General features: G+C 62.3%; 9 protein-coding genes. 6 read left to right on the plus strand and 3 right to left on the minus strand.

Annotated elements, in window-relative coordinates; all coding sequences use genetic code 11:
* Positions 1-9: 9 nt before the first annotated feature.
* Positions 10-273, plus strand: coding sequence for a hypothetical protein (locus tag EO094_RS15990; RefSeq protein WP_128293902.1), 264 nt, complete (start codon positions 10-12; stop codon positions 271-273).
* A gap of 76 nt (positions 274-349) precedes the next feature.
* Positions 350-1,402, plus strand: coding sequence for an N-acetyl-gamma-glutamyl-phosphate reductase (argC, locus tag EO094_RS15995; protein ID WP_128293903.1), 1,053 nt, complete (start codon positions 350-352; stop codon positions 1,400-1,402).
* Between the two features lie 83 nt (positions 1,403-1,485).
* Here the strand turns inward: argC and EO094_RS16000 are convergent, their stop codons facing one another.
* Positions 1,486-4,140, minus strand: a complete 2,655-nt coding sequence (locus tag EO094_RS16000; RefSeq protein WP_128293904.1) for an Rne/Rng family ribonuclease — start codon at positions 4,138-4,140, stop codon at positions 1,486-1,488.
* Positions 4,141-4,616: 476 nt separating this feature from the next.
* On the opposite strand from EO094_RS16000, the gene EO094_RS16005 reads away from it, so the two are divergent.
* The 3 genes from EO094_RS16005 to prfB all read left to right on the plus strand — a co-directional run bounded on the left by EO094_RS16005 (position 4,617) and on the right by prfB (position 9,622).
* Positions 4,617-5,831 (plus strand): N-acetylmuramoyl-L-alanine amidase, encoded by a 1,215-nt coding sequence (locus tag EO094_RS16005; RefSeq protein WP_128293905.1) that lies wholly within the window; start codon positions 4,617-4,619, stop codon positions 5,829-5,831.
* 149 nt (positions 5,832-5,980) lie between these two features.
* Entirely contained in the window at positions 5,981-8,410 is a 2,430-nt protein-coding gene (locus EO094_RS16010; RefSeq protein ID WP_128293906.1) for a penicillin-binding protein 1A, read from the plus strand.
* 86 nt (positions 8,411-8,496) lie between these two features.
* A protein-coding gene (gene prfB / locus EO094_RS16015) for a peptide chain release factor 2 (RefSeq protein ID WP_128293907.1) occupies positions 8,497-9,622 on the plus strand; the annotation gives its coding sequence in 2 pieces (ribosomal slippage) (positions 8,497-8,565 and positions 8,567-9,622; 1,125 coding nt in all).
* Between the two features lie 68 nt (positions 9,623-9,690).
* Here prfB and EO094_RS16020 read toward each other — a convergent pair.
* Both EO094_RS16020 and bcp read right to left on the minus strand, forming a co-directional pair.
* Complete coding sequence (locus EO094_RS16020; protein ID WP_128293908.1) at positions 9,691-11,043, minus strand: M23 family metallopeptidase; 1,353 nt, start codon at positions 11,041-11,043, stop codon at positions 9,691-9,693.
* A gap of 101 nt (positions 11,044-11,144) precedes the next feature.
* Complete coding sequence (gene bcp, locus EO094_RS16025; protein ID WP_128293909.1) at positions 11,145-11,621, minus strand: thioredoxin-dependent thiol peroxidase; 477 nt, start codon at positions 11,619-11,621, stop codon at positions 11,145-11,147.
* A 197-nt stretch (positions 11,622-11,818) separates the two neighbouring features.
* Between bcp and EO094_RS16030 the strand changes: the two genes are divergently transcribed.
* Positions 11,819-15,070, plus strand: coding sequence for a YhdP family protein (locus EO094_RS16030; protein ID WP_164879695.1), 3,252 nt, complete (start codon positions 11,819-11,821; stop codon positions 15,068-15,070).
* The last annotated feature ends 16 nt before the right edge of the window (positions 15,071-15,086 follow it).

Here is a 15,086-nt window from a genome sequence, read left to right on the forward strand (position 1 = left end):
GGCGCTCTCATGGCCGGTCTCATCGAAAGCGGTCGGATCGCCGACCTCATCCTTCTGCTCGTGCTCGCGGAGGCTGTCGGCCTCGTCTACTTTTATCGGCGGACCGGGCGGGGCGTTCGCCCGCTCGAACTTCTCGTCAATCTTGCCGCGGGCGCGACGCTGATTTTGGCGTTGCGTGCTGCACTGGTGGGGGCGGAGTGGCAGGTGATCGCCTTCTTCCTGACGCTCGCGGGGTTTGCGCATCTCGGGGACCTCGTCCGCCGCTGGCGTTGAGCGGCTCTGCATCGGCCTTCGTTGACTTCGCCTCGGCCTGACGGCTAAAGCCGGCGCCTTGAAGCGAGGGTTTGATATGCACGAGAAGATTCGCATCGGCGTCCTTGGCGCCTCCGGCTACACCGGCGCCGATCTGGTGCGTCTCGCGGCGCGCCATCCGCATGTCGAGATCGCTGCGCTGACCGCCAACACCCATGCCGGCAAGGAGATGGGGGCGGTGTTTCCGCACCTCGCAATCCTCGATTTGCCGCGTCTCAAAGCCTGGGAAGAGGTCGATTGGAGCGAGCTTGACGCCGTTTTCTGTGGCCTTCCACATGGGACGACGCAAGAGATCACGGCGGCGGTTTTGAGCGCCAATCCGAAAGCGCGCATCATCGATATGTCGGCCGATTTCCGTCTCCGCGATGCATCCGTCTATGCCGAGTGGTACGGCCATGAGCATCAGGCGCCGGAGCTTCAGGAAGAGGCGGTTTATGGCCTGACCGAGCATTACCGCGCTCTCATCAAGGATGCCCGGCTGATCGCCTGTCCGGGCTGCTACCCGACCGCGGTGCTGATGGCACTCCTGCCGCTCGTGCGCCAAGACATGATTGATGCGAGCGATCTCATCATCGATGCGAAATCGGGCGTGACCGGTGCCGGCCGCGGTCTCAAGCAGAATACGCTCTTTGCCGAGGCGGGCGAGGGGCTGTCACCCTATTCCATCGGCAAGCATCGCCACGCGCCGGAGATCGAACAGGAAATCGGCGTTGCCGCGGGGATGCCCATCACCGTGAATTTCACGCCGCATCTCATCCCGATGAGCCGGGGCGAGCTCGTCACCTGCTATGTGCGCCTTGCCGAAGGCGCGACGGCCGGCGATCTTCGCCAACGGCTCGTGGAGGATTACGCGCCGGAGCCGTTCGTGCACGTCCTGCCGGAAGGGGGCGTTCCCCAGACGCAGAATGTCCGCGGCTCCAACTACGTGCAGATCGGCGTTTTCCCCGACCGCATCCCCGGACGTGCGCTGGTCATTGCCGCAATCGACAATCTCGTCAAAGGCTCCGCTGGCCAGGCCCTGCAGAACATGAATGTCGCGTTCGGCTTTGAAGAAGGCGAAGGCCTCTTGCAGCTGGCGCTGTTTCCTTAAGGCGTTCTTTTCCGCGATACGAAAAGAGCCCGTCCGGGTGTCCCGGACGGGCTCTTTTTTAGCTCAACGAGCGATCGCTGTGTTCAGAGGAATGAACGACGCTGCCACCAGCCGACGCGCTTCGGCCGGTTCGGGTCGTCCTTCGGCTCGTCGTCCTTGGCCTTTTCGGCAACGTCAGCCTGTGCCGAAGCGGTCTCATCGGACTGCCGCTCTTCTGGCGTGCCGCTCGAGGTAGCGCCGCTTTCGGTTGCCTCTGGTTCGGCAGGCATTGCCGCTTCCGCCACACGATCGGCGTTCTCGTCCTTGGCTTCTTCGTAGCTCGAACGGTTTTCGTCTTCTTCGACAGCTTCGTCGCCGGCGTCCAAGCTTGTGGCAGGTTCCGCCTTCGGCTCGCTCTCAGCGCCCGTTCCGACCTGTTCTGACGCGGCCGGGAGCGACGGCTGTTCCACCGCCGTCTCCTCGGAAGGCTCGGCCGACGCGGTTTCCTGCGTCGCTTCGACGGTCGGAGAGGTCTGCTCCGCCGACGGGGCTTCTGGGGTCTCAGAGGGGTTCGCTACTTCGTTCTGCTCTTCGGTCTCGGGCCGGCGCGCGTCTGCGCGATCGTCGTCCTCATCGTCGTCATCGGAGCGCGAACCACGATCTTGCGCATTGTCGCCGTTCGTTGCATTCGCATCCTGCTGCTCGTCGCGATTGCGACCGCGCCGCCTTCCGCCACGGCGGCCACGGCGCCGCTTCTTCGGCTTTGTCTCGTCGCCATCGTCGTCTTCCGAGTTTTCGTCCCGCCGGCCTTCGCCGCCATTGGCTGCGGCGGCTTCCGAGGTCGCGGCCTCCGCCTCCGAGCGGTCGCTTTCGGCTCTCTCGCCCTTCGGACGACGACGCTTGCGCCGCCGGCCTCCGCGGCGGCCACCATCCTCGCCGTCCTCATCGAGGCTCGCTTCGCTCTCTTCTTCGACTTCGGCCGGAGCCGGCTCGTCGAAATCAGACACGTCGAGCATCGCGACGGCGGCTGAGTGCGGCGGCTCCTCTTCGGAGAGGTCGGCGCGATCGATGGTGAAGCCCGAGGCCGCATCCGGAGCATCCCCGGCGACGCTGATCGAAACCGCGAAGCGGCGTTCAAGGTCGGCGAGATGCGAACGCTTCTGGTTCAGCACGTAAAGCGCAACGTCCGGACGCGTCGACACTTCGAGATTGCGGCTGCGGTCCTGAATGAGGTGCTCTTCCAGCATGCGCAGGAGCTGCAGCGCCAGAGACGCCACAGAGCGAACCTGGCCGGTGCCATGGCAGGCGTGGCAGAGCGCCGTCGAACTCTCCAAGACGCCGGTCCTGAGGCGCTGCCGCGACATCTCCATCAGACCGAAATGCGAGATGCGCCCGAGCTGGATGCGCGCCCGGTCGAAGCGCAGGCAGTCCTTCAGCTTGCGTTCGACCGCCCGATTGTTGCGCTTCTCCTCCATATCGATGAAGTCGATGACGATGAGGCCTGCCAGATCGCGCAGCCGCAATTGGCGCGCGACCTCTTCGGCCGCCTCGAGGTTCGTTCGAACCGCGGTGTCCTCGATCGAATGCTCGCGCGTCGAACGGCCTGAATTGACGTCGATGGCGACGAGCGCCTCCGTCTGATTGATGACGATGTAACCGCCCGAGCGCAGGGTGACCTGCGGCAGGAACATCGCTTCGAGCTGACGCTCCACCGAATGGCGCGAGAAGATCGGGGCGGCATCACGGTAGGGCTGAACATTCTTGGCATGGCTCGGCATGAGCATGCGCATGAAGTCCTTCGCCTCGCGATAGGCTTCTTCGCCGGCCACCATGACCTGGTCGATCTCGCGCGAATAGAGATCGCGGATAGAGCGTTTGACGAGACTGCCTTCCTCGTAAACGAGGGTCGGTGCCGCAGATTTCAGCGTCAGATCGCGAACATTCTCCCACAATCTGAGGAGATACTCGAAATCGCGCTTGATCTCCGTCTTCGTTCTGGAGGCGCCCGCTGTGCGCAGGATGACGCCCATTCCGGACGGCACCTCGAGCCCTGCCGCAATGCTCTTCAGGCGCTTGCGGTCGGCCGGGTCCGTGATCTTGCGGGAAATGCCGCCGCCACGGCCCGTATTCGGCATCAAGACCGAATAGCGACCGGCGAGCGACAGATAGGTCGTCAGCGCAGCGCCTTTGTTGCCGCGCTCCTCTTTGACCACCTGCACCAGCAGAACCTGGCGACGTTTGATGACTTCCTGGATCTTGTACTGCTTGGCCCGTTGGCGGCGCCGTTCCGGCACCTCCTCCATCGCATCTTCCGCGCCGACGCTTTCGACGGCATGGTCGGCGTCGTTATCGTCGCCGTTGGAGTCGTCGCTGTTGTCGTCGTCGGAATCGTCATCGGACGACTTGTCCGCCTTTGCGGGGGCGTCGTCGCCGTGGGCGTCACCGCCATGATTGTCGGAATCCTCGTCGCGGTCGGATTCTTCCGCATCGAGAAGCGCCTGCCTGTCGGCGAACGGGATCTGGTAATAGTCTGGATGGATCTCCGAGAACGCCAGGAAGCCGTGCCGGTTGCCGCCATAATCGACGAAGGCGGCCTGCAGCGACGGTTCGACCCGCGTTACCTTCGCCAGATAGATGTTGCCTCGAAGTTGTCTTCTCTCTGCTGATTCAAAATCAAATTCTTCAACCTTGTCGCCGCGCAGCACCACGACCCGGGTCTCTTCCGGGTGGGCCGCGTCGATGAGCATCTTGTTCGACATAGTGTGTGACTCCGCCCCGGGCCAAATATGCGTTGGGCGCGCCAGTTGCTCTTGGCGCGCGGCCGGGGCCAAATGTGAATAAGGGGAGAACAGGCGCCAGCGCGTGTCGCCGCGGAAGCATCGGCTGCTGCGCGATCTGCCTTTGCGGCAGAACCATCAGCTGCTGAGCGTTGCGGGCGCGGTCACCCATGGGCTGCCTTTCCAAGTCGTTGCGGCTCATGCCGCCTGAGACCAGCGGTGTGTCCGGCTGGTCCGTCTTCGCCTCCGTACAGTCGGCTGAAGGGCGTTGATCTTTACAACGCCGCACCCGATGACAGCCGGAGAAGAATCCGTCATTCTCTCTCTTATAAACGAGCTTCGTTCGATTCAAGAGAACGTTGCGACGTGGAGACGCGAAAACCACATTCGCTCGCCTTTGCCTTGCCACATCCTTTAGAGAGAAGCGAGGCGTTTTCTAAGAACTGAAGAAGGTGGGCATGGTCCGCTTCGCCCTCATGCTGCTCGTCTTGCCTTGGCTTGTAGCTTCTCCAGCGCTTGCCGCGAAGGTTTCCGACATCCGTGTTGTTGGAGATAGTGAGCGCACGCGTATGGTGCTCGACGTGGAAGGAGAGCCCCGCTTTCACATCTTGCGGTTACGCGCGCCCTATCGGCTTGTTGTCGATCTCCCCGATACGGAATTTGCCGCCCCAGCCTCCAAGACCAAAGCGATAGGTCTCGTCAGCGATTATCGGTTCGGCCAGATTGCGGCCTCGCGCGGTCGCGTGGTCCTCGACCTGACGGGTCCGGTGGAGGTGGAAAAATCGTACCTGATGCCGGGAGTTGCCGAACAGCCGGCTCGTCTCGTCCTCGATATGGTTCCCTCCACGGCGGAAGCCTTTTCGGAGGCGGCGGCGCCGATCAGCGAGCCTACGCCGGCGCTCGCCTCGCTTCAGGAAGGGGAGGAGGGCACATCACCCGAGACCCACGAAATTCCGATCGATCGGCCCGACGCGGCCGACACCCGTCCGGTCGTCGTCATCGATCCTGGCCACGGAGGCATCGATTCCGGCGCGATCAGTTCAGATGGGCTCTTGGAAAAGGACATTACGCTCGGCTTCTCGAAGGCATTGCGCGAAGTCCTGATCGAGCGTGGCAAGACGATCCCGATCCTCACGCGCGACGACGACGTCTTCCTGCCCCTCGGCAAGCGCGTCGCCTTCGCCAGACGTGAGGGGGCGGCGCTCTTCATCTCGGTGCATGCCGATACCGTGCCGCAGGATTACGTGCGTGGCGCAACCGTTTACACGCTCTCGGAAGAAGCCTCCGATGTGCTTGCGGCGCGTCTCGCCGCACGCGAGAACCGGGCCGACATTCTGGCGGGCCTTGCCATCGAAGATCAGCCGGACGAGGTGGCCACGATCCTGTTTGATCTGGCGCGGCGCGAGACCCGCAACCTCTCGATGCGTTTCGCCGCCGATCTCGTAAAGGATCTGAGCGCGGAAATGGTCCTGAACAAGAAACCTCGGCGGGGTGCATCCTTTCGTGTTCTCAAGGCCCCGGACGTGCCCTCGGTGCTCTTGGAACTCGGCTATCTTTCCAATAATGTGGACGAGAAGCTTTTTCAGTCGGATGAATGGCGAGAGCGCACGAGCGAGGCGGTGGCCAGCGCCGTCGAGAAGTATCTCGCCTTGCCGGGCGTCGCGCGGCGCTGAGGAAGATCACGAGAAAGCGTGTGGCTTATTGGCGACAGAGCCAGCGCCGGGGCGGTCCCGCCGGGGAACCGCCTCAGTTTCATCACAAAACTGGATGAAGCCGATCTTTAGCAATCTCGGCTTTTCCGAATAGGTGGGGCAGCCCCTTCATGTTCTTGCGATTAATCGGCTATTTGTTCGGCATCGGCGCGCTTCTGGCGCTGTGCGTGGCGGCTGTGGCCGGCTTCCTGTTGCATCGCTACAATCAGGATCTTCCAGATTACGACGTGCTCGCCAAGTACGAGCCGCCGGTGATGACGCGCATCCATGCCGATGACGGCCAGCTCGTTGCCGAATATGCGCGCCAGCGTCGGCTCTATCTGCCGATTCAGGCCGTGCCGGACCTGGTCAAGGCTGCCTATCTGTCTGCCGAGGACAAGAATTTCTACAACCATCCTGGGATCGACGTGGAGGGCATCCTTCGCGCCATCGTCTCCAACCTCAGGAACAGCGGCTCTGGCAAACTGCAGGGTGCCTCCACCATCACCCAGCAGGTGGCGAAGAATTTTCTTCTCACCAACGAGCGCACTTACGAGCGCAAGATCAAGGAAGCGCTTCTCTCGCTGCGCATCGAACAGGCCTATTCCAAGGACCGTATCCTGGAGCTCTATCTCAACGAGATCTATCTCGGCCTCGGCTCCTACGGCATTGCGGCCGCGGCTCTCAACTATTTCGACAAATCCGTGAACGAGCTGACTCTCGCTGAAGCGGCCTATCTCGCCGCGTTGCCGAAGGCGCCGGAGAACTACAATCCGTTTCGCGACACCGAGCGCGCCGTCGATCGCCGCAATTGGGTGATCGATCAGATGCTTGAGAACGGTTACATCCGGGCCGAGGATGCGCAGAAGGCAAAGACCGAGCCGCTCGACGTCAATCCGCGCCCGCGTGGGCAGTATCTTTTCGCGTCCGAATATTTCGCCGAAGAGGTGCGCCGCCGTCTGATCGATATGTACGGCAGCGAAAAGCTCTATGAGGGCGGCCTGTCGGTGCGCACCACGCTCGACCCGCAGCTTCAGGCGCTCGCCCGCAAGACCCTCCAGAAAGGTCTCATCGCATTCGACGAAAAGCGCGGCTTCCGTGGGCCGGTCGATCGTATCGATATCGCCGGCGACTGGGGCAAGAAGCTGGGTGAGGTGGACGGCCTCTCGGACGTTCCGGAATGGCACCTGGCTGTCGTGCTGGCGACGGGTGACGGCGAGGCCGACATCGGTTTGAAGCCGAAGCGTCTCATCTCTGGCAAGCTTTCCGATGAGCGCGAAACCGGCGTCTTGCCTGTCTCGAACATGAAATGGGCGAAGCGCAGCGTCAAATCCGCGAGCGATGTGTTGAGCGCCGGCGACGTCATCTTCGTCGAAGAGGATGCCGATAAGAAGGGCGTCTACAAACTGCGGCAGGCGCCGAAGATCCAGGGTGCCATGGTCGCCATGGACCCCTATACGGGCCGCGTCCGCGCGCTTGTCGGGGGATTTTCCTTCGACCAGAGCAAATTCAACCGCGCGACGCAGGCCTATCGCCAGCCGGGCTCGTCCTTCAAACCGTTCGTCTACGCGACGGCTCTCGACAACGGCTACACGCCGTCCTCCGTGGTCATGGATGCTCCGATCGAGATCAAGGCTGGCGACAAGATCTGGCGGCCGCAGAATTACTCGAACAAATATTACGGCCCCTCGACGCTGCGCATCGGCATCGAGCATTCCCGCAACGTCATGACCGTGCGTCTGGCGCAAGATATGGGCATGCCGCTGATCGCCGAATATGCGGAGCGCTTCGGCATCTATGACGACCTGAAGCCCTATCTGCCGATGGCGCTCGGGGCGGGTGAAACGACCGTCCTGCGGCTCGTCACCGCCTATGGAACGATCGCCAATGGAGGGCGTAAGATCAACGCGACGCTGATCGACCGCATTCAGGACCGCTACGGCAAGACCATCTATCAGCATGATCAGCGCGAATGCATCGGCTGCGAAGCTCAGGACTGGCACGGACAGGCCGAGCCGGAGCTGATCGACCAGCGTGAACAGATCCTCGATCCGATGACGGCCTACCAGATTACCTCGATGATGGAAGGCGTTGTCCAGCGGGGCACCGGCAGCCGCGTCAAGGTCGTCGGCAAGCCGATCGCCGGCAAGACTGGAACGACGAACGAGGAGAAGGATGCCTGGTTCATCGGCTTCTCGCCGGATCTCGTCGTCGGTGTCTTCATCGGCTACGACCAGCCAAAGCCGATGGGTCGTGGGTCGACGGGCGGTGTGCTCGCGGCGCCGATCTTTGCAGATTTCATGAAAGTGGCGCTTGCCGACGAGCCGGCGAAGCCCTTCCAGGTACCGCCGGGTATCCAGCTCATCCCAATCGATGCCCGTACCGGTCTACGCGCCAGCGGCGCTGAAGGTGAGAAGGTCATCATGGAGGCCTTCAAGCCGGGCACGGCACCTCCCTCCAGCTATTCCATCATCGGCTATCAGGATTCCTCCGGTCAGCCTTTGACCGTGACGCCCGAGGCCGACAGAGCGATCAGCACCGGGACGGGTGGCCTTTACTAGGTCGACGCAAAAGCGTTACGGCTCCCTCTTTCATCAGGCGGCGCTCCTCTGGGGCGCCGCCGTCGGTACATTTGCATGAGGACAAGATGCGCGCCGAAATCGAAAACCTCGTTGACGAGATCAGGGAGGCGCTGACCCTGATAAGGAGGCATCTTTGACTGGGATGTCTCTCAGAAACGTCTCGCCAAGCTGAACGAACGCGTCGAAGACCCGACGCTCTGGGATGATCCGCAGGAAGCTCAGAAGGTGATGCGCGAGCGCCAACGGCTGGAGACGGCCATTTCCGGCGTCCGCGAGATCGAAGCGAGCATTGCCGACAGCATCGAGCTGATCGAGCTTGCCGAGGAAGAAGACGACGACACCGTCATCGCCGAGGCTGAGAAGTCCCTCGTCGCTCTGCATAAGGACGTGCAGAGACGGCAGGTCGAAGCTTTGCTTTCAGGCGAAGCCGACGCGAGCGATGCCTATCTCGAAGTCCACGCCGGTGCGGGCGGTACGGAGAGCCAGGACTGGGCCTCGATGCTGCTGCGCATGTATACGCGCTGGGGCGAGCGCCGGAAATTTTCCGTCGAACTCATCTCGCAGACGGACGGCGAAGAAGCCGGCATCAAGTCAGCTACCCTCCTGCTCAAAGGCGAGAATGCCTATGGCTGGCTGAAGACCGAATCGGGCGTTCACCGTCTCGTCCGGATTTCGCCCTTCGACAGCCAGGCTCGCCGGCATACGTCCTTCTCGTCTGTCTGGGTCTATCCGGTCGTCGACGACAACATCGAGATCGAGATCCAGGACAAGGATATCCGTATCGACACCTACCGGTCTTCAGGTGCCGGCGGACAGCACGTCAACACGACCGATTCGGCTGTGCGGATCACGCACTTGCCGACCGGCATCGTGGTGACGTCATCGGAGAAGTCGCAGCACCAGAATCGCGCCAACGCCATGAAGGCGTTGAAGTCGAGGCTCTATGAGATGGAGCTGAAGAAGCGCGAGGAATCGATCCAGGAGGCTCACGAAGCCAAATCCGAAATCGGCTGGGGCCATCAGATCCGCTCGTACGTGCTGCAGCCGTACCAGCTGGTCAAAGATCTGCGCACATCCGTGGAGCACACGACGCCGTCTGAGGTTCTCGACGGGGACCTGGATGGCTTCATGGAAGCGGCTCTCGCCCAGCGCGTGGGCAGCACCGACAATACCGAGGAAGCGGCCGAATAGCCGCTTCCTTTCCGCGAGCCATCCCTCTCAAAAACCCAAGGTCAGGTGAGGGATGCGCTTCGCGGCGTTTAGCTGAAGCGTTCGGTTTTCAAGAACGGTGTCGGGTCTTCCGGCCGGCCGTCGCGCCTTGTTTCGTAGTGAAGGTGCGGGCCGGTTGAGCGCCCGGTCGAGCCGACGCGACCGATCACTTCACCGGCGGTGATCTTGTCGCCGACCTTCACGTCGATGCGCGACAGATGCCCATAGCGCGTGCTGACGCCGTGGGCATGTCGGATCTCGATCATCTTGCCGTAACCGCCGTTCCATCCGGCCTCGACGACTTCACCCGGAGCCGTGGCGCGAACCGGCGAACCGCTCACCGCTCGGAAGTCGATGCCGGTATGCAGGGCCGGCCGCTTCAGAAACGGATCCGTGCGATAGCCGAAGCCGGACGACCGCGGCGCGATGATGGGGCGCCCGAGAGGCAAAGACGCGAGTTTTCGGCGCATATCCTGCAAATTGGCGAGCGTGGTATCGATCCCATCGATCGTTTCCACGAAGGCGAGCCCGCGCAACGCGGCATCATCGTCGACCGGAACGAAAGGTCCGCCTGTGGCATCGTCGCCTGACGATCTGTTCTTCCTCGGAACGAGATCGGAAAAACCGAGATCGTTCAGCGTCGTCTCGAGACGTTCCGTTTCAGCGTGAGACGCGGCTGAGAGAACCGCTGCGGCATCCAGTTGGGTCGCAAAGCTGTCCCGCAAGGCTCCATCCATCGATTTGAGGAGAGGGCGAAGTTTTTCGCTCTCGAGATCGCTCGTCCTTGCAGCTGCCGGTTTGATCTGCGCCTCGCCCGGATGGGCGAAGATGCTGCCGGTGATGATGTCCGCCCGAGAAGGGCCATCCTCGGCATAGCCGAGCGCCGGGCCTTCCTCTGGATTCGCAACCTCTCCTGGCGCGGCTGCCAATTGCTGGGACGGTCGGTCGGGGCGCGGTCGCGGCGTCGTCATGCGTGTTTCGGCAATGCTGATGCCGGCAGCCTCGGCCTTTTGCATGACATCGTCGAGCAGGGACTGGCGCCGGAAGATCGCCTCCTGGCGGTCGAGCAGCGTTGCCAGCTGCTCCTCCATCGATTGTGTCTCGACGAGATGCTTGCTGGTGACCTTGTCGATTTCACCTCGAAGCCGGGCAATCCTGTCTTCATAGACATGTTGCAGTTCCGCCTGGCGTGCGGAGGCCGCATCGAGAAGGCCGTCGCGGTAAAAGAGGTAAGCGGTTCCGCCGATATAGCCGGTGCCGAACAGGACGAAGACGCTGGCGATCGAGCCGAAAAGCCAGGGTCGAAGCGTATAGGACGTGAGTCGTCCGCGCCGAGCGATGATGACGCGGGGCGGTTCTTTTCGGGGTTTGGAAGCAGGCTGAGAACTTGAGAAGGGGACCATGAGCACGAAGGCGCGGTATGGTTGAGAGGAGGTAAAGACCCTCGCAGCCCATGGTTAATATCGCGTTTCCTTAAGAGCGATTAGCGCTCTCGGCGGTCTCCTCAGGTCGCCATCATCCGCGCGGCTTCCAAGACGTCATCCACATGGCCCGGGACCTTCACCTTGCGCCAGACGCGTGCGATGACACCGTCGCGGTCGATCAGAAAGGTCGAACGCTCGACACCCATAAAGCGGCGGCCGTACATGGATTTTTCCGCCCACACGCCATAAGCCTCGCACACCTTCGTGTCTTCGTCGGCGACGAGCGTGATGGAGAGATCGTGCTTCGTCTTGAACTTGTCGTGGCTTGCTGCGCTATCGGGTGAAATCCCGACCACGGAAATGCCGGCGGAGCGGAAGGCGTCTATTTCGGAGCTGAAGGAGATCGCCTCTTTGGTGCAGCCGGGCGTGTTGTCCTTCGGGTAAAAGTAGAGAACGACCGGTTCGCCGCGATGCGCGGCGAGCGAGAATTCGCCGCCGCCATCGGTTGGAAGAGTGAAGTCCGGGGCCGGATCGCCCACATCGGGGGCCTTCGCCATCTCGTCATCCTTTCGACGTGTTTGGAAATCAGGTGAACTCTAGGGTGCGATTTCGTGCCTGCGCTCGCCAAGTTGTCTATCGTTGGCAGCCACCTTGGGAAGAGCGAGACCCGATTCGGAAGAAAATGCTGTCGCAGGAACCCAAGTCAACGACCGAGAAGCCAGGGAAGAACGCTCCGCGAACGACACGTCGTGTCATGCGTCGGATCCTTCGTGTCGCATTTCTATCCTTGCTTGTGGTCGTCGGCCTGTTGGTTTTGGTGACGGGTGGCCTCGTTTACAGCGTGAGCGGGGAGGGCTTCGGCCCGAACTGGATGCGCGATCGCCTCGAGGCGAGACTCCAAGACCGTGTCCCGCCCGGGGCGCACGTCGAGCTTGGCAGCATCCGTGCCTACTGGGAATCGGGCAGTGGCCTCGTGCTCGAAGCTGGAGACGTCGATTTCAGCTTCGGTCCCGCCTTGCACATCAAGGCCAAGACAATGGCCGTTTCCTCCTCGCTGCGTGACTGGCGAGAGACCTGGATCAAGCCGCGTCATGTGCGCATCTCGCAGGTGGAAGTCTCCCTGCAATTGCCGGAAAGCGCGACCGAGGCGCAGCCGCGCGCCGAATTGATCCGTCAGTTCGCGCGGTCTTTCTCGGAAGGCGTCGTGGAAGCGGACGTGACCCTGCGCGAACTCGGATTTGAGGATTTCGAGGTTGAGAACATCAAGCTCGAACTGCCGCGTTCCGATCTGCCTCCTCTGACCGGGCAGATTTCCGATTTCACCTGGCAGCCGCTGGGAGAGGCGCGCAGCAAGCTATGGCTTCAGGCCTCCGCGGCGGGGGCTTTCTGGTCGTTGACCGTGGAGCGCACGCGCGAGAGCGGTGCTGACATCGTGGAGCTCAATCTCGATGATCTGCCGCTTGCGACGCTCGTTCCTACATTGGCGAACCCGCAGACACAGCAAAGCTATGCCGGCCGCCTGCAGCTTCATGCTCGTTTCCAGGCGGGTGTGGATGACGTGCAGCTTCTGGGCGAGATCGGGCTGACGCCGGGGCTCGTCACCGTCGACGATGCCAGTTCCTTCTATCTGAATGATGCGCGCTTTGCCTTTACGCTACCTCCCGAAGGCGACGAGATACTCTTCAACCGGGCCTATGTGGCGAGTTCTGCCGGCCTCTTCGGCCTCGCTGTGGCGCTCGATCTCAACGATGTCGACGAACCGGTGGAGGTGCGTGCGCAAATGCCCTCCGGCGTCGTTTTCGCCCCAGGCGGGGCGCGGGAGCAGGTGCGGGGCGAATTCGACGTCACATTCGATCCCGCCCGCGGCAGCGTCTCGATTGATCGTTTCTCGGTCGCAAACCCTGCCGGTAACATCAGTGTCGTTGGCGGCTGGCATCCCGATGGCGCCTCGCCGGGCCTTGCGCTCGCCGTATCGATCAGCGAGATGCCGAGCTCGCTCTTTGTGGCGCTATGGCCGGGGTTCGTGGCGCCGGGCGTGCTCCACTGGCTTGAGGACAATCTCAAAGAAGGCGTCGTCGGACCGGTCGAGTTGCAGGTTGCATTGCCGCCGGACCACATCGGCCCCGAGGGCAAGGACAAGGTTCTGCCGGAGTACGGTTTGTCCGGCGATGTGCCGTTCCGCTCTGGACGTTTCACACCCGCTCCCGATCTGCCGGACTTTGTCAATGCGAAAGGCTCTGTAAGGCTCGCCGACGCGACGGCCACGATCGCGTTGGATTCGGCCGATGTTGCCGTGCCGAACTATCCGGCTCTCTCGGCCGGAGGGTCTTTGCTCGTTATTCCGGACCTCGGAGGCAAGGACGCCGTCGGCGACCTCACCCTGCGGCTCATCGGTCCGGCGCCCGCACTTGCCGCGCTTTCCAATACCGGACCGCTGGACGTGGCGGCGTCGAAGGGCATTTCGCCGGATGACTTGTCGGGAGAGGCAGAGCTTTCGCTCGTTGCGGCTGTGCCTTTGAAGAAAGAGGCTTCGCTTCTCTCGGTGGAGCCGAAGTTCGAACTCGTCTTGCGCGATTTTTCGAGCAAGGCGCCGATAGAGGGCCACTCCGTCGCGGATGCTGACTTGACGTTGAGTGGGGTCCCCGACGCCTACCGGGTTGCGGGCAAGGCTCGCCTCGACGGGATCGAGGCGAACATCGACATGACGGGGGGCGAGGCCGGCAAGTCCGACACCGACGTTGCCCTCATTCTCGACAAGGCCGCACGAGAGCGCCTCGGCATCAACCTGGATGATTATCTTTCCGGACCCGTGATCGCGTCGATATCCGCCGAAGACGACGGATCGCAGATCATCAATCTCGATCTGACGAAAGCGCGCGTGCGCCTGCCGCCGATTTCGTGGGAAAAGGGCGCGGGTGTTGCTGCCAGCGCCGAGTTTCGCGTGAAGACGAGCTCCTCTGGTCGCGATGTCGAGGGGCTTTCGCTGAAAGGCGAAGGCTTCCACGCCTCCGGGTCGCTGAAGCTGACCTCGGACGGAAAGCTCGACAGCCTCGACCTTAACGATGTGGCTCTGCGGCCGGGGGATGATTTTGCGCTGAAGGCGAACGTCTCCGGCGGAAATGGGAGCATCAGCGTGAGCGGGGCTCAGCTCGATGCGCGTGGTCTCATCCGCGCGCTGAAAAGCAGCAAGAAGGGTGCGGGTGCCGGCATGATGCCATTACGTCTCGATGTCGCGCTCGATCGCGTGAAGGGCGAAAACGATGTCACGGCTTACGGCATCAAGGGCTCTGCGGCGATCGCCGGCGGTCGCCTCCACGGGCTGAACCTTTCAGGCGTGCTTGGGGATGCTGCCGGTGGCGCCTTCAATTGGCGCATCACCGAGAACTCGAAACTGCGAGAGCAGGTGCTGGATGCCGCCGACGGCGGAGCGGTCCTGCGCTTTGTCGATCTCTATGCACGTGTCCGCGAAGGGCTCTTTACCCTCGTCATGCGCGGTCCGCCGGGTGGCGACAGCGCCTCTGGAGAAGCCTGGCTACGGGACTTCCGCGTTGTGGAAGAGGCCGCACTCGCCGAAGCCGTCCGTCCGGCGACGCGCAAACGCGACCAGCCGGGGTCGCAGCGGGCGCGCGAACAGATCACCGAGGAGGTCGACACCTCCAATATGACTTTCACGAAGCTCCGCATCCCCTTCCGCATGGAGAAGGGAGTGGTCGCGATCGATGAGGCTTATCTGCGCGGGCCGATGCTGGGAGCGACCGCGAGCGGGACCATCAACCTGACCGATGAGAAGATCGCCTTAAGCGGAACCTTCATCCCGGCCTTCGGCATCAACAACATGGCGGGTACGATCCCGATCTTCGGACAGATACTCGGGGGCGGTCAGAACGAAGGCCTGGTCGGAGTGACCTTCAAACTCTTCGGCAATCTCGGCAATCCATCTCTCAAGATGAACTTGATGTCGGCGATCGCACCCGGCATTTTTCGAAAGATCTTCGAGTACCGCTGAGGCCGCCGGAATGCGG

It is taken from the genome of Afifella aestuarii (assembly GCF_004023665.1).
Lineage (GTDB): Bacteria > Pseudomonadota > Alphaproteobacteria > Rhizobiales > Afifellaceae > Afifella > Afifella aestuarii.